At 55.6% G+C, this 16,410-nt stretch carries 8 protein-coding genes; 6 read left to right on the top strand and 2 right to left on the bottom strand.

Annotated elements, in window-relative coordinates; genetic code table 11:
- Positions 1-25 precede the first annotated feature (25 nt).
- Both AYK82_RS13855 and AYK82_RS13850 read left to right on the top strand, forming a co-directional pair.
- The gene (locus AYK82_RS13855) at positions 26-3,001 is read left to right on the top strand and encodes a bifunctional [glutamine synthetase] adenylyltransferase/[glutamine synthetase]-adenylyl-L-tyrosine phosphorylase (protein WP_068317100.1); all 2,976 of its coding nucleotides are present in this window, start codon (positions 26-28) and stop codon (positions 2,999-3,001) included.
- Between the two features lie 63 nt (positions 3,002-3,064).
- On the top strand, positions 3,065-3,628 hold the full coding sequence (locus tag AYK82_RS13850; RefSeq protein WP_068317097.1) for a hypothetical protein: 564 nt from the start codon (positions 3,065-3,067) through the stop codon (positions 3,626-3,628).
- Here the strand turns inward: AYK82_RS13850 and AYK82_RS13845 are convergent.
- On the bottom strand, positions 3,578-5,944 hold the full coding sequence (locus AYK82_RS13845) for a sensor histidine kinase (RefSeq protein WP_068317094.1): 2,367 nt from the start codon (positions 5,942-5,944) through the stop codon (positions 3,578-3,580). The genes AYK82_RS13850 and AYK82_RS13845 overlap by 51 nt on opposite strands.
- 174 nt (positions 5,945-6,118) lie before the next feature.
- Positions 6,119-8,749, bottom strand: a complete 2,631-nt coding sequence (gene pepN / locus AYK82_RS13840; protein ID WP_068317091.1) for an aminopeptidase N — start codon at positions 8,747-8,749, stop codon at positions 6,119-6,121.
- Positions 8,750-9,055: 306 nt separating this feature from the next.
- On the opposite strand from pepN, the gene AYK82_RS13835 reads away from it, so the two are divergent.
- The 4 genes from AYK82_RS13835 to AYK82_RS13820 all read left to right on the top strand — a co-directional run bounded on the left by AYK82_RS13835 (position 9,056) and on the right by AYK82_RS13820 (position 16,320).
- A complete protein-coding gene (locus AYK82_RS13835; RefSeq protein WP_068317088.1) occupies positions 9,056-10,225 on the top strand; it encodes a CaiB/BaiF CoA transferase family protein in 1,170 nt (389 codons plus the stop codon).
- Positions 10,226-10,302: 77 nt separating this feature from the next.
- Positions 10,303-12,264, top strand: a complete 1,962-nt coding sequence (locus AYK82_RS13830; protein ID WP_068317083.1) for an adenylate/guanylate cyclase domain-containing protein — start codon at positions 10,303-10,305, stop codon at positions 12,262-12,264.
- A gap of 70 nt (positions 12,265-12,334) precedes the next feature.
- The gene (locus AYK82_RS13825) at positions 12,335-14,338 is read left to right on the top strand and encodes a dipeptide ABC transporter ATP-binding protein (RefSeq protein ID WP_082733941.1); all 2,004 of its coding nucleotides are present in this window, start codon (positions 12,335-12,337) and stop codon (positions 14,336-14,338) included.
- Complete coding sequence (locus AYK82_RS13820; RefSeq protein ID WP_068317078.1) at positions 14,338-16,320, top strand: ABC transporter substrate-binding protein; 1,983 nt, start codon at positions 14,338-14,340, stop codon at positions 16,318-16,320. Before AYK82_RS13825 ends, AYK82_RS13820 begins: the two co-directional genes overlap by 1 nt.
- Positions 16,321-16,410 lie beyond the last annotated feature (90 nt).

Genomic DNA, 16,410 nt, shown 5'->3' with positions numbered 1-16,410 from the left:
CTCGATATATCAGTTAGGAAGCCCCATGGACGCCGTGTTGCAGCCCCTCGTCACCGCCTTGAAGGTTATTCCAGCACCATCAAGCCCGCTTGATGCCAAGGAGGCGCTGGCAGCGCTGCATGAGCGCCTAAGTGATATGGATTTGCAAGAGCAATACGATGCGCTCTGCGCCCAAAATCCTGCCTTACCGGATTTCCTCGCCGGGGTCATGTCCAATGCGCCGTTCTTGCGCCAAATTGCCCGCCGCTGCCCGCAGGATCTGCTAGCTGCCCTTGGCAGCACACCGCAAACCTATTTCGATCAGGTGCTGACCCATGTGGCGCAGTTACGCCCGCAAACCGAGGCCGAACTGCTAAGCGAGCTACGCCGCGCCAAACAGCAAATTGCGCTTGCAGCAGCGCTTGCGGATATCGCCGGAGCCAGCCCGCTCCTGCAGGTCACCGAAACGCTGGCAAGGCTGGCCGATGTCTCGCTAAATGCCTGTATTCGCTTTTGCCTGCGCGATCTGCAACGACGGGGAAAATTCACGCCGCTTGATGAAGAGGAACCGGAAAAAGCCAGCGGCTTCTTCATTCTCGCCATGGGCAAGCATGGCGCGGGCGAATTGAACTATTCCTCGGATATCGATCTGATCGTGCTGTATGACCCAGAGCGCTGCCTCCTAAAAGACCCAATGGAAGCGCCTGTCGAATATGTCCGCATGACCCGTCGCCTGATCAAGATGATGAGTGACCGCACTGGCGATGGCTATGTGTTCCGCACCGATTTGCGCTTGCGCCCGGATCCCGGAGCCACGCCCTTGGCGATCTCGGTGCCTGCCGCGTTGGTCTATTACGAGAGCTTGGGCCAAAACTGGGAGCGCGCTGCCTTAATCAAGGCGCGCACATGTGCTGGAGATATTGAGGCTGGCGAACAGTTCTTAAAGGAAATCCGCCCGTTCATATGGCGCAAATATCTTGATTTTGCAGCAATCTCCGATGTGCACTCTATCAAGCGGCAGATTCATGCCCACAAAGGCTTTGGCAAGATCCGCGTCGCCGGACACAATGTCAAACTCGGGCGCGGCGGTATCCGCGAGGTCGAGTTTTTTACTCAAACCCAACAGCTGATCGCAGGCGGGCGTAACCCCGAATTACGCCTGCGCGAAACCTTACCGACATTAGCGGCATTGGTCGAATTCAAATGGATTAGCCAATCCGCTTGTGATGAGTTGACGGAAGCCTACATCTTCCTGCGCAATGTTGAGCACCGCATCCAAATGGTGCACGATGAACAAACCCATATACTGCCAGAGGATGAGGAGGCGCTAGCGCGTGTCTACCACCTTATGGGCTACGCCGATCGTGAAAACTTTGCCCAAGATCTGCGAGAGCGACTGGAGACGGTGCAACGACATTATGCCAGCCTCTTCGAAAAAGAACCGGAACTTGGTAACGATTTAGGCTCACTGGTGTTTACCGGCGATGACGACCACCCCGAAACACTGGAGACCTTAAGTAGTCTTGGCTTCCAGCGTCCCTCTGATACCATTAAGATCATTCGTGGTTGGCACTATGGGCGTTATCCTGCTTGCCACACCACGAAATCCCGCGAGCTGCTCACCGAGATGACGCCGGATCTGCTCGCTGCCCTCGCCAAAACCGAAAATGCCGATGCCGCACTGTTTGCCTTTGACAGGTTCCTGTCAAACCTGCCTGCCGGGGTACAGCTGTTTGGCCTCTTGCGTAACAATCCGCACCTGCTGAATTTGTTAGCCACAGTCATGGGCGCCGCGCCGCGGATGGCGAAGATCGTGAGCAAGCGTGTGCATGTGCTCGATGCGGTGCTGGATCCGGCCTTCTTTGGGGATGTGCCAAGCAACGAGCAGCTGGTGGGCGCGCTACAAGTCACACTGGGCGAGGCAACCTACTACGAGGAAGCTCTGGACCGCGCCCGCGCCTTTGTGCAGGAACAGCAATTCCTGCTCGGCCTGCGTTTGCTAACCGGGGTAATCAGTGCCCGCCAGATGGGTGAAAGCCTCGCCGTGCTGGCTGAAGCGGTGTTGCAAGAACTGCTGCCGCAAGTCTCTGCCCAGCTCAGTGAAGCCCACGGGGTGGTGCCCGGCGGCGAACTGGCCATTCTTGCCATGGGCAAGCTCGGTGGGCGGGAAATCACTTGCTCATCCGATCTGGATATCATCCTGCTCTATGACTTCCCCGAGGACGTCAGCGCCTCAGATGGACGCCGCCCATTAGCTCCAAGCCAGTATTATGCGCGCCTGACCCAGCGCCTTGTTACCGCGCTTACTGCGCCAACCGCTGAAGGCATCTTATATGAGGTCGACTTGCGCCTGCGCCCATCGGGAAATTCCGGCCCTCTGGCCACGCGCCTTGCCGCTTTTGCGGATTATCAGGAAAGTGAAGCGTGGACATGGGAGCATATGGCGCTCACCCGTGCCCGCGTGCTTGCAAGCAGCTCGCCGCAATTCACCCAGCGCATCAACGCTGTGCTGTGTGACGCCCTATGCAAATCACGTGAACAAGAGAAGCTGCGCGCCGATGTGGCCGATATGCGTGGCCGCATCCAGAAGGAAAAGCCCACCACGTCCCCATGGCAAATCAAGCAAAGCCCCGGCGGTCTCGTAGATATCGAGTTTATCGCCCAGTACCTGCAGCTGGCCCATGCGGGTAAAACCCCCGAGCTGTTGGCGCAGCGCACCCATGATGCCCTCAGCAAAGCGGCGCAGGCTGGCGTTCTCAGCGCGGCAGATGCAGATATACTGATACCGGCTCTGAACCTTTATGGTGATCTGGTGCAAGTGCTGAAATTGACTGTTGACGGTTCATTTAACCCCGAGGAAGCGCCAAAAGGGCTACTGGAGCTGCTTAAAGTTGCTGGCAATGAGCCGCAGTTCGATCGCTTGACGAGCTTGCTTGGCGAGCACCAGCAGGCGGTGCGGCAGGTGTTTGAGCGCCTCATCGGGCAGGTGGTTCCTGACAAGGAAGCAGCACCGACGAAATAGCTGAACGACATTTATCCCGGCGCGTCAGTGCGAGTGGGATCAATAGATTTTGGGAAACATTTAATGAGACGCATATTTGCCTTTTTAAGAACAACAACTTTCTTGCTGCTGCTCTGTAGCTCCTTGGCAGTGACCACCGCAGGTCTTGCGGTTAAAACCGTTATGCTCAGCGCGCAGGTCACCACCATGACAGCAAGCGCAGCCTCCGCCACCCTTGCCAAGCGTAAAGCAATTGCCAAAGCTGTCGCCAAAACCAAGGCCAAAGCGCGTTTGCGCCGCGTCGTGGCGGCAATTCCGTTTGTGGGCATCGCAGCTATAGGCTATTTTGAACATCGAGACTTTGCCAAATGGCAAGAGCAGCACCCGGAAGGAACGCCTCAACAGTATTCTTGCGAGGTCGCAGCCCACAGCGCAGAGGTTGTTGACGAGGTTGTTCAGGAAGTCTCGCAGTTCTCTAAAATGCCGGAGAGTTTCCGTCAGAAGACAAGCGATGCCCTTATGGACCTAACCAGCTGTGAAGAAAGCCCCGCAGACAGTGCAACCGAGGCTTCAAAATCTCTTTACAAGTCGTTCGGGCTACGCCAACTCATCACTATCAACAAAGCGAATTTCTGGCTCCCGTGGTAAACGAATGGTCACCGTTGTGCCGTTGCCCGGTTTAGACGCCAGCGACATCGATCCGCCGTGCAATTCCACCAGTGAGCGGGCAATGGCAAGCCCAAGCCCCGAGCCTTCATGCGTCTTGGTGAACTGGTTCTCCACCTGCACAAACGGCTTGGCTAAGCGGTCAATATCCTCACGCGAAATCCCGATGCCATTGTCGCAGATCGAGAGCTCCTGATGCGCAAGTGTTTGCCGGGACTGAATCCACACCCGCCCGTTTTCAGGAGTAAACTTCACAGCATTGGAAAGCAGGTTGAGCATGATCTGTTTCAAGGCCCGCTTATCCGCCTGCACTTCCACCGCACTCACATCATCGCAAGAGATCTGAATCCCTTTTTCCTCCGCTGCATTGGCAACAACGCGGGTGGCATCGCTAATCACATCATCAAGCCGTACATTCTCGATCGCCAACTCCATGCGTCCCGCTTCGATCTTCGACATATCGAGAATATCATTGATCACATTAAGCAGGTAAGTTCCGCTCACGTGAATATCGCGGCAATACTCGCGGTATTTGTCACAGCCAAGATCCCCGAACATGCCCTCGTTCATAATCTCCGAGAACCCGATGATGGCATTCAGCGGCGTGCGCAGCTCGTGCGAGATATTGGCGAGGAACTCTGACTTTGCCTTGTTGGCGTCTTCGGCGCGGTTCTTCTCCGATGCGTGTTTTTCGGCAAGTTCAACAAGCTGTTGCGCCTGGCGCTCCAGCTTTTGCCGGGATTGGCGCAGGTCAAGCACTGTTGCGGTCAATTGCGCTTCAGAATCCAGCAATTTCTCTTCTTGCCGCTTTAGGTCGGTAATGTCGGTACCAACGGATACAAAACCACCGTCTTTGGTGCGCCGTTCAGAGACCTGCATCCAGCGCCCGCCTTGCAGCTCCGCCTCGTAGCAGCTGTCCCAAGTCTCGCCTTCGCCCCGTATCGTCGGTTCGGTGGTAACAATCGGCTTACGTGCCGCTGCCATCACCGTGGTGTACGGCGTGCCGGACTTGGTTACATGATCGGGCAGGGCATGAAGATCCCGGTAGTTGGAATTACACAGCACGAGACGGTTTTCTGCATCCCACAATACAAATGCTTCGGATATGGTCTCGATCGCGTCACGCAGGCGCAAGTCGGCAGTGCGCGAGCGTTCGGCCATTTGCTTTTGCTCGCTTACATCAATGCCGATCCCGATCAGATGCGCTTCATGGGTTCCGGCATCATATTGCAGCTCACCGCGAATGCGCAGCCACACCCAGTGCCCTTGCACATGGCGCATGCGAAACTGCTTGTCGACGATCTTGTCATCAGAAGACAGCAGCTGTTCTGCCAGACGGAACAGGTCGATGTCTTCCGGGTTGGTGAGCGCCGAGAACTCAGAGAACCCGAGAATTTCGTTGCGTGCCTCAAGCCCAAGCATTTCATAGAGCGAGGCAGACCAGAAAATGCGCCCCCGCGCCAAGTCCCAGTCAAACAACCCGCAGCGCCCGCGGTTCAGTGCAGCATCAATCCGGTGACGTGTTGCCGCATAAATCCTATCTGCCTGTTGGGCACGGGTTGCTTGGGCAAAAAAGGAATAGACCAGCACCAGCATTATGAGCAGCGTACCGATGAAAATCGTCACATTGACTGAAAGCTGCGTGCGCCAGCTGCTAAGCGCGTCCGACGCACTTTGCATTACCACAACCATGCCACGCTTGTCCGCCAGATGATGGACGGTAGCATAGGTTTCTTTGTCGCTGCCCGCGTTTACGGTGAGAACACCAGCGCGCGCGCCAAAGAAAGTCATTGGCTGGGTGCTACCAACCAAGGAAGTGACTGGCAAACCTTCAACCTGTGGTGCAGCGGGGACACTCGACACAATAGTGCCTTGGCGGTTGGTGAGGTAGATTTGTCGGCCCTCACTGGTTGCCCGCGGCGGCAGGGCCTCCGATAATGCGCTTTGCAGCTCGGCATTTAGTGCAGCGCTGCTTTCATGCGCACCTGTGCTCAAACGGGCATTCAAGGTGGCCGCTATCAAAGACAAATCATCATGCGCTTTGCGGACAACTCTGTCATAGCCAAAGCTAAGTTCCGCGCTGCGATAAATCGCTAAAAATGCGATGAAAACGAGGCACAGGGTTGGGATGAGTTTTCGTAGGAAGGGCTCATTGCGAACCAGCCGACGGTAGGTCGGCTCGGCAAGCAGCTTGATATGGCCGGTCAAAGCCTCGCTTTGACCCAGCTTTTCACTGGCTGCTCTGGTTAGGTTCGAGAATCGCCCCGTGGACGCGCCCCCCGCAAAGGCTCGTGCCATGTGTGCCCCCTGAAATGTAAAGAATTCCGCCGCAAATCCATCGAAGACTGTGCCTCGAATCACCTACATTTGAATCGATACGAATCAGTTTGTCCAGTGCCAAAGGTAAAATATGTGTTCAATGGCGAATCATTATTCGCCATTGAATCCCTTGGGTTTTTAGGTCTTGACAAGCTACTGTAGGCAGCGTTCGGCGATGTCGCGGATATTGATGGAAGTGGCTTGTTTTGCGTCGAGGATGCTTCGAAGCGCTAACTCGGCTTTCTCTCGTCGATCTGCTTCTAAAACCTTCCAAGAACGGAAAGCGTTGAGCAGGCGTGCCGCTAGCTGCGGGTTACTGCCATCCACCTCCAGCACAACTTTTGCAAGATAGGCATAGCCACTGCCATCCTCGGCATTAAACTGGCGGGGATTACCAGAGGCAAAAGCGTCTACAACAGCTCGGACGCGGTTGGGATTGCGCCACGAGAATGCCTCATCCTTGGTAAGCGTATCGAGCACCTGTAGCAGATTACCCTCTGGTGCTGTGGCCTGCACGACAAACCACTTGTCCATGGCAAGAGCCGTGTCCTTATGCTGGGCTCGGTAGGAGGCCAGCGCTTCGGCAGCACCGGGCAAATCATCATGAACCAGCGCCCGCAGCGCAGCAATTTGGTCGCTCATATTGCGTGCCAGATCAAATTGCTGTTTCGCCAGTGCCGCGCCGCCGCCCACTTCGCAAGCGGCCAGATAGTGCAGTGCTTGATTGTTGAGAGCTCGCTTGCCAGCCGCCGCGGCACTGGCGTCAAACGCCGCCTCTGCCAGTGGCAATTGGTGATAGCCACGCAACTCCTCTTGCAGATGCGCGCCAATGCGGCTGCTGAGGGCTTTTCGAGCTTGGTAGATTGCCTCTGGATCAACATCGGTACCTTTGGCACGTTGTAGATCACCATAACTTGGTAGGGTCAGCATCAAGGCGCGGAACGCCTCTTCCAGCGTCTCATCGGCAAACACCACACCAAGTGCTTTGATAAATGGTTCGGTGATCTCCAGCTCTTCTCCGGCCGCAAGTGCCAGCACAATATCAGTACCCTGCTCTTGCGCCGCCTGCCAGCGGTTGAAGTGGTCGCTGTCATGCTGCATCAAGAATAGTTTTTCAAACTCGCACAGATCGCTTTTCAATATCACAGGAGCGGAGAAACCGCGCAACAACGAGGTGACAACCTCTTCCTCAATGCCATGGAAGGTTACATCCTGCTGGGTCTCGCTGAGCCAGATGACATCGCCATCCACCTTGGCGCCATCCACCTTGCTTGGGACGAGCTCAGCGCCACTCGCCCCAATAAGGCCAAAGCGGATCGGAATCAGCATGGGCTTCTTGGCAGATTGCCCCGGAGTTGCTGGCAGCTCTTGCTCAAAATGCAAAGTCAGCGTGCCCGCCGCGCCATCCTGTGTGCGTTTGGAATGCACTACCGGTGTACCGGACTGGCTATACCACAGCGCAAACTGTGACAAATCTACCCCGCCAGCCTCTTCAAAACAGGCAATGAAATCTTCAATGGTCGCCGCATCGCCGTCATGGCGATCAAAATAAAGGTCCATCCCTTTGCGAAAGCCCTCAAGGCCAAGCAGCGTGCGGATCATCCCCACCAGCTCCGCGCCTTTTTGATAGACAGTCGCCGTATAGAAATTGTCGATTTCCTTGTACTGCTCCGGGCGCACGGGATGTGCCAGCGGGCCGCCATCCTCGGGGAACTGCCGCGCCATCAGCGAGCGCACATCCTCAATCCGTTTCACCCCGCGCGAACGCTCGTCCGAAGAGAATTCCTGATCTCGGTAAACGGTCAGCCCTTCTTTTAGACAGAGCTGGAACCAGTCGCGGCAGGTGATGCGATTGCCTGTCCAATTATGAAAATATTCATGCGCAATCACTGTTTCAATACCTGCATAATCGGCATCGGTCGCAACACTCGGATCGGCCAGCACATACTTGTCGTTGAAGATATTGAGGCCTTTGTTCTCCATCGCCCCCATATTGAAGTCGGAAACCGCGACGATGTTAAACACATCCAGATCATATTCGCGGCCAAAGACCTTCTCATCCCACACCATAGAGCGGATCAGGCAATCCATGGCATAATCTGCCTTGCTGCCATTGCCTTTCTCTACGTAGATGTTCAGGGCCACATCCCGGCCAGAGGCGGTGGTAAAAGGCTTACTCACCACTTCCAGATCACCGGCAACAAGGGCAAACAGATAGGCTGGTTTTGGATGCGGATCATGCCACTCAGCATAATGGCGGCCATCTTCCAGTGCGCCCTCAGCCACCGGATTGCCGTTGCCAAGCAAATACTTCTGCGCTGTATCCGCTTCAATGCGCGTGGTGTAAACGGCCAGCACATCCGGCCGGTCGTAATAATAGGTGATCCGGCGGAAACCTTCCGCCTCACACTGGGTGCAATAGTTGCCGCTGGAAAGGTACAGTCCCATTAACTTGGTGTTGTCCTGCGGGTTTAGACGTGTCTCGATTTCCAGCTCAAACGGGTCTGCAGGCGGCGCCAGCAGGCAAAAACGCTCGGCACTCACCTCATAGGCATCAGCGGCAAGCGGGGTGCCATTCAGCTTTGCGCTAACAAATTCTAGCTCGTCTCCATCAAGCTCCAGCGGCGCGCCAGCGGCGATCCCAGCGCGTGGCGACAACTTCAACTTGGAGATTACCTGCGTCGCGGTTGGCGCTAACTTGAATGTCAGGTGCACCGTCTCCACCGCGTACGGGGTCGGTTGATAGTCGCGCAAGTAGATCATTCCAGCATCTTCGCTTCGCATGGGGTTCTCCATTCAACTCAAGATAACAGCACCGGCCAAGACACCCATTGTGCGGCACCGGGTTCATTTGCCGTTAAGATTAGGGGCGCAGGCAGGCAAAGAAAACCCTTCGGCACAGGTTATGCGCATGATTGCGCTCTATTAACCCGGCAAATGGGAGAGTTTTTACGCAAAGCCGCCCACCTCACCATCTGTCGTAAAATCATGAGCAATGCTCCCGCGACAATAGCGCAAAAAAGCGGTAGCTCTGGCGTGAAAGACCCGCTGCGGCCACGCGGTCCACCTGAATGAAATGAGGCTAGTTTCGTGAGTGCACCTTTAAAAGGCGTTCGAGTTCTAGAATTGGCACGCATCCTTGCAGGGCCGTGGATCGGACAAACCCTCGCCGATCTGGGTGCCGAAGTGATCAAGGTGGAGAGCCCGGCTGGAGACGACACACGCAGATGGGGGCCGCCCTTTATCGAAAACGCCGATGGCAGTAAGGACGCCGCCTACTTCCATGCCTGCAACCGGGGAAAACGCTCTGTTATCGCTGATTTTTCCAAGCAAGAAGATCTGGAACATGTGCGCCGCCTTGCTGCCAGTGCCGATGTGGTTCTGGAAAACTTCAAGGTCGGCGGCCTTGTCAAGTTCGGTCTTGATTACGCAAACCTAAAGGCCCTTAACCCCTCGCTGATCTACTGTTCGGTGACTGGCTTCGGCCAAGACGGACCCTATGCCCACCGCGCCGGATATGACTTTATCATTCAGGCCATGAGCGGCGCTATGGATCTCACCGGCGAGCCGGAAGGCACCCCGCAAAAAGCCGGCGTCGCCTATGCCGATATTTTTACCGGGCTTTACGGGGTCATCGCCGTGCAAGCGGCGCTTCTGCGCAAAGCACAAACCGGGCAAGGTGAATGGATTGACATGGCGCTAATGGATGCGCAGGTCGGCGTATTAGCCAATCAGGCGATGAATTATCTGGCCACCGGAAATTCTCCGCAACGCATGGGCAATGCACACCCCAACATCGTGCCCTATCAGGTTTTTCAGCTTGCAGATGGGCACATGGTTATCGCCGTTGGCAATGACAGCCAGTTTACAAAACTCTGCGACATTCTCGGCGAAGGGCAGTGGGCGCAAGACGAGCGTTTTGCAAGCAATGCTGCACGCGTGGCAAATCGCGCCGCGCTTATCCCCATGCTAGAGGACAAGTTAAGGCAGTGGCGGCGTGGTGATCTGTTTGCGCAACTCGAGAGAGCGGGCGTACCAGCCGGGCCGATTAACTCCGTCGCTGAAGCTCTGGAGGACCCGCAGATTATCCATAGGACTATGCGGCTTAAAAATGATCCTGCGGAAAAAGATGGGGCGCCCGAGTATCTGCGCACGCCTATCACATATCGTGAACATCCTTTGGATTACATGCGCACAGCACCAATCTTGGGTGGGGGAGGTGATACTCTGCTATCTGGGGTTTCTTGGCAAGACAGCTAGCAAAAGCTATCCACGACTGCAATGACGTGCGTCACCTTTTGAGGGGCATCTGTAGGTAGGCCCCATCAAGATCTGTGATGGCATTACTGGCAGGGGCGTCCACTTACATGGCCAATAGCAGTCTTGCATACCTTTTTCAAAAGGTGTGGTGCCGCCTGCGGTTCCTCGGGAAATCGTTGTATCGTTTTAAAATATCGCTCAGCTGGGCCGTGAGCCTTGCCTTTGGTGGGCTCGTCGCCGTTGCAACCGGGTTGGTGCTTTACTTTTCGGTACAGGCCAGTTTTGAAAACACCCGCCAGCTAGGCTGGGAAAATGCACATTTTTCCATCAATGCGGTAGACACGGCCTTTCGCAATTTTTTTAACCCCGTTGAAGAAGCCATTCTTGATGCCCATGATTACATCGAGAGCGAAGGTTTTTACCTTGATGATAAAGCCGAGGTCATGGCAACCTTAAAAGGGCTGCTGCTTGCGGATCGCCACATCGAAATGGCGGCCATGATTGATCAAACCGGGAAAATCTGGGGTACCAAGCGTGTAAGTGGCGCACAGCAGCAGTTGTTTTACGGCGATGATGATGCGCCCTTTCCAGTGAGCAAACTCCGTTTCCCCCACGGGTCCTGGCCCAGCAAAACGGACATTACCGCGTGGGCACGGCTAATTCAGACACCCCATGCCAACTACGCCGTTGTGGCCGCGCGCATCCATGGTGAGCATTCCTTGCGTGGCACCTTGATTGCCTCTGTGTCACTAGAGCGCCTCTCGGATTTCTTGGACCAAATCAGCATTGGATCCCACCGCACGCTGTTTCTTATGGGAGGCAACGGACGGGTGATCGCCTACTCTAATGGGGCACTACCGGAAGTAACAGAAAAGCCTCTGCTGAGCACAATTGAAGCCTACGGTGATCCCGTACTGGCACAAATGCGCCCCTACCTAGTGGGAGAAAAGGCGTTTCTTGGCGAGGAAGGTCGCTTGAAAATGGCGATCCTACAAGAAAATGGCAAAGAGCATCTGCTCCTATTGAAAACACTCGATAACGCGGGACGCGGCAATCTCATGGCCGGAATATATTTGCCGGCCGAAACCGCCTTCGATGAGTATAATCGCATGATCCTGTCGCTGTTCGCTGGTTTGGCGGTTATGTTTGTCGCCATAGCTGTTGCGGTTGCTTTGGCAAGACGTCTGGCAGCTCCACTTCAAGAGGTTTCTCGCCGCGCTGCACTGGTTGGAGAACTGAAGTTCGATGAAATTGCGCCCATGAGTAACAGCCGCATTCGTGAGCTGGATCATGTGGCGCAAACCATAAACACCTCCATAGGCGGATTGGAGCGACTGGCGTGCTACGTGCCGCGCGGGCTCATGAGCAAGCTTGTCGCCATGGATTACACCAGCGCAGTCGCGCCAAGCCAACAACACTTGACCATGCTGTTTACAGATATCGTGTCTTTCACCAGCCTTTCAGAAGAGCTGGAGACCCGTGATCTTGCCAAGCTGCTCAATGACCATTTTGCCATGATAATGGAAGCGGTCGAAAGCGAAGGTGGCACCCTCGACAAGTTCATGGGCGATGGAGTGCTTGCCTTCTGGAATGCGCCGGATGCGCGCGAAGATCACGCCGCCGCAGCATTGCGCGCGGCTCGGAAAATCGCTGACGCATTGCAAAAGAAAAATGCCAGCGGAACAGTGCCCCCGCTGCGTTTGCGCATTGGCCTGCATACGGGTAAGGTCATTGTTGGCAATGTTGGCGGTAGAACCCAGAAAAACTACACTGTGGTAGGCGATGCTGTGAACGTAAGCAATCGTTTGCAGTTAATGGGCAAGCAGCTCGCGCCTGAGGCCGAGGTTGTCATCGTGGCAAGCGAGGCGACAGCGGCTCAACTTCCTTGCCATGCAGGTTTAAAGTCCGCGGGCGTCCATAACATCCGTGGCCGTCTGGCTCCGGTAGAAATCTGGCTAGAGGTGCGCCCAGCAACTGCTTTGACCAGGCAGGAACACTCGCGATCGCGGCGCTACTCCAAGCACAGGGTCAATATCTAGGGCACCAACCTTTTCTCAAGCCTTTTCTGTAAGGATAGCTGGTAAACAAAAACAATCCGCGTCCGAATGCATGCACAAGGCTCTCTCGCCAAGTCCAACCATACCTTTACTAAATGTGCAAAACCTCTGTGTTTCGCTCACCAGCGAGGGGTACACACGTTCGTTGCTGCGCGACGTGTCGTTTTCGCTCTCGCAAAACCGTTGCATGGCCCTTGTCGGCGAATCCGGTTCGGGCAAAACCATGCTTGCCAAGGCGATAATGCGGTTGTTACCGCCCACCGCCAGCATCACAAGCGGACACATATGGTTTTCCCCCCCGCCAGCGCAAGCCCAGCTAGCCAGTAAAGGGCGGGGCGGACTTAGCCGATTGGCAACAGAGGGTCCAATTGATCTGGCGGCACTTCCTGTCGCGTCAAAGGCGCTGCGCCTGCTTCGTGGTGATGGAATCTCTTTTGTTTTTCAAGAACCCATGACCACGCTTTCGCCCCTACACACCATCGGCGATCAGCTCAGCGAAGTAGCAAGGCTGCACCTTGGCGCCAGCAAAGCGCATGCCCGCAAGCTCACCGCCAAAATGCTCGATATGGTCAACTTTCCACAGGCCGAAACCGCGCTGGATGCTTACCCCTTCCAGTTGTCCGGCGGCCTGCGTCAGCGGGCGGTGATTGCTATGGCCTTGCTGGCAGGCCCTTCAGTGCTTATCGCTGATGAGCCCACCACCGCTTTGGATGTAACCATTCAGGCTGGCATTCTTGCGCTCTTGCGTCAGATGCAGCAAGAGTTGCAAATGGCCTTGCTGCTCATCACCCACGATTTCGGGGTGGTGGCCAACATGGCCGATGACATAACGGTGCTCTACCACGGCGAGATTATGGAGCAAGGCGACGCTCCCACGCTGTTCACCAATCCCCGCCACCCCTATCTGCGTCAACTTCTTGGGGCTGTGCCCACTTTGCATCCAAGTGCTGCGCCTCAATTTTGGCAAAGCGCCCGTCAAGCGGACAAAGTCAGCGAGACAGCGTTGGCCCCCTTGCCTCCATTGCCGAATTTGGAGAACCGGCAGGTGCCAGCTGCGGGCACGCCGTTAATCAAGGTGGAAAAGGCCAGCTTATCGCTTGCGCCCCTTGGCCGACCGCGCAGGCAACAGCAAAAACGCAAGCCAATACTGCGCAATATCTCCCTTGAGCTAAAAGCGGGAGAGTGTCTAGGGATCGTTGGTGAATCCGGCTCGGGGAAAACCACACTGGCTCTGGCAATGCTGCGCGTGCACACGCTCAGCTCTGGCCGTGTTCTCTGGCGTGATCAGAACACTGCTCCCCATTTAAACCATGACCTTGCATCGCTAACAGCAGCCCAGCTGAAAGCATTTCGCCGCACGGCACAAATGGTCTTCCAAGACCCGTTTTCAGCTCTTAATCCACGGATGACCATAGGCGCTACCTTACTGGAGCCCCTTGTGATCCACGGGCTTGATACGCCGCGCCTGCGCCGCATCCTGCCAGTTGCACTTATGAAACTGGTCGGTTTGGAGCACAAAAGCCTGTCGCTCTACCCTTCGGCGTTTTCCGGAGGCGAGCGACAACGTATCGGCATTGCCCGCGCCCTTGCTTTGGGCCCGCAAATCCTGATTTGCGATGAACCAACGTCGGCACTCGATGTTTCAGTACAAGCGCAGGTGCTTGCTCTACTGATGCAGCTGAAACGTCGTCTTGGCCTCACCTATCTGTTTGTCAGTCATAATCTAGCCGTCATTCGCCAACTCTGCGACCGGATTGCCGTGATGTGTTGTGGGCGCATTGTTGAAATTGGTCCCGCCTGCGATGTCATCACCGCACCAGTGCATCCCTACACGCAAGCCTTGATCAAGGCCGTACCGGAACCAAACCCGGATCATCCCCTTGATTTTGTGCATCTGGCCGAGCAAGGTGCCAGTGATCCTTCGGCTTGGGCATCGCCTTATACCTTACAAAGCGAGGAGGCAGGCACCCTTATTCAGGTTGCCCCCGCACATCAAGTCCTGCTCTCGCCGCGCCATGCTGGGGGCACCCTTCTTGCGCAGGGGGAGGGAATTTAATGGCAAAGACAAACCGAGCCCTTATAGCTGCGGCTTTTTGTCTTGTATTTCTTGTATCGCCCGCGATTGCGCAAGGGTTGATTACCGGTGACCAATCAATATTAACGTTTCCCGGTGGCCAAAAAATCTCGCTACAAGAAACCCCCATGCTTCGCCCTCGAGTGGGCAAGGATTTACCCCCCATTGAGCTCCGCATACCTTTGACACCCCATATCACCGATGTGGCCGCTACCGGTCGTGAGCCGGGCGAGCACGGGGGCACACTGCGCACGCTTATAGGCCGGGCAAAAGACGCCCGCTTAGTTAACGCGTGGGGCTATGCACGCCTTGTTGGCTACAATGATCAGTTACAGTTGGAACCGGACATCTTGCTAAAGCTGGAAGTCTTCGGCGAGCGGCGGTTTACCTTGCATTTGCGCCGTGGACACCGCTGGTCCGATGGCGCGCCCTTCACTACAGAGGATGTGCGCTTCTGGTGGCAGGACATCGCGCTGAACAAAAGCCTGCGCCCCGGCGGTCCACCTGCTTTTATGCGCCCGCAAGGTCAATTGCCCCGGCTTATCTTGCATAGTTCCCATACTGTAACATTTGATTGGCCGGTGCCTAATCCGCTGTTCTTGCCAGAGCTTGCTAAGGCCCGCCCGCCCTTCATCTATCGCCCTGCCCACTACCTGCGCAAGTTCCATGCCGATTATGTATCACCAGCGCAGCTGCAACCACAAATCCAAGCCAACAAAGTGCGGGGCTGGGCACCGCTATTTAACCGGCTTGATGATATGTACGGGGCCTCCAACCCAGATCTGCCCTCCTTGCAGCCATGGCGCCCGCTTACCGGTGCAGGCAGTCGCAGCGCCTTGTTCATCCGCAACCCGTTTTTTCACCGCATCGACAGCCAAGGCAGGCAACTGCCATACATTGACCGCATCCGCCTGACAGTTGTCGACAGCAAACTGATTGCCACCAAGACACAAGCTGGAGAAAGTGATCTTCAAGCCCGTGGCCTCCGGTTTTCCGATATTGCCGTGCTGAAACAGGCCGAAGAACGAGAGAGCTACCAAACCAACCTTTGGGAGATTTCCAAGGGCGCACAAATCTCTTTATTGCCAAATTTGAACCTGCAAGATCCGGTGTTGGGCCCGCTTATGCGATCAAGGAGGTTTCGCCACGCCCTTTCCTTGGCAATAGACCGTAGGCTGATTAACAAGGTGCTGTATTTCGGCCTTGCCATTGCCGGTAACGACACGGTGCTGGGAGCCTCTCCGCTCTACCGCTCTGCCTATCGTCATGCTTGGGCCAGCTACTCCCCAAGGTTTGCCAATGGCTTACTTGACGAGCTTGGCCTAACCCAGCGCCGCGTTGATGGCATTCGCTTGCTGCCAGATGGGCGTCCTTTGCAAATTATCGTTGAAACTGCTGGAGAAAACGCCGAGGAAATCGATGCATTAGAGTTGGTGCGCGAGATGTGGCGCGAAATTGGTGTTGATCTGTTTATCAAGCCGAGCCAACGCGATGTAATCCGCGCTAGAGCTCGCGCCGGGCTCTTGCAGATGTCTGTTTGGAGTGGCTTTGAAAACGGCGTCCCAACCGCAGATATGCCTCCGGTTGATTACGCTCCTACGCGCTCGGACTTTCTCAGTTGGGCCTCCTGGGGCGCCTACTACGAGAGCGACGGCAGGGCGGGCAGCAAGCCATCCTTACCGGAAGCAAATGAACTGTTACGTCTTTACGAGCAATGGTTGAGCGCTGTGAGCAAAAACCGGCGGGCGCAGATATGGCGGCGGATGCTTACCATTCACGCGGCGCAAACCTTTCATATAGGCCTCGTCACGGGGGTTCGTCAGCCGGTTGTCGTCAAAGGCTTGCGCAACGTGCCAACAACCGCGCTTTATGGCTGGGAACCAGGTGCCCAATTTGGAATTCACCGAATGGACCTGTTCTTCAAGCCGCAAATCCCGCGCGATCTTAAACAACACAGCAAATGACAAAGGATTAACCCTGAATGTAACTAGAGGCGAGCAACTCACTGCTCTTTTAGAAAAATGCGCCTAAGCTAATCCAGTTGCCCACGCCAA

The sequence above is a fragment of the Polycladidibacter hongkongensis genome (genome assembly GCF_001561995.1).
Taxonomy (GTDB): Bacteria; Pseudomonadota; Alphaproteobacteria; order Rhizobiales; family Stappiaceae; genus Pseudovibrio; species Pseudovibrio hongkongensis.
Note: the sequence above shows the minus strand (reverse complement) of the source record. Positions and strands in the feature narration are given on the sequence as shown.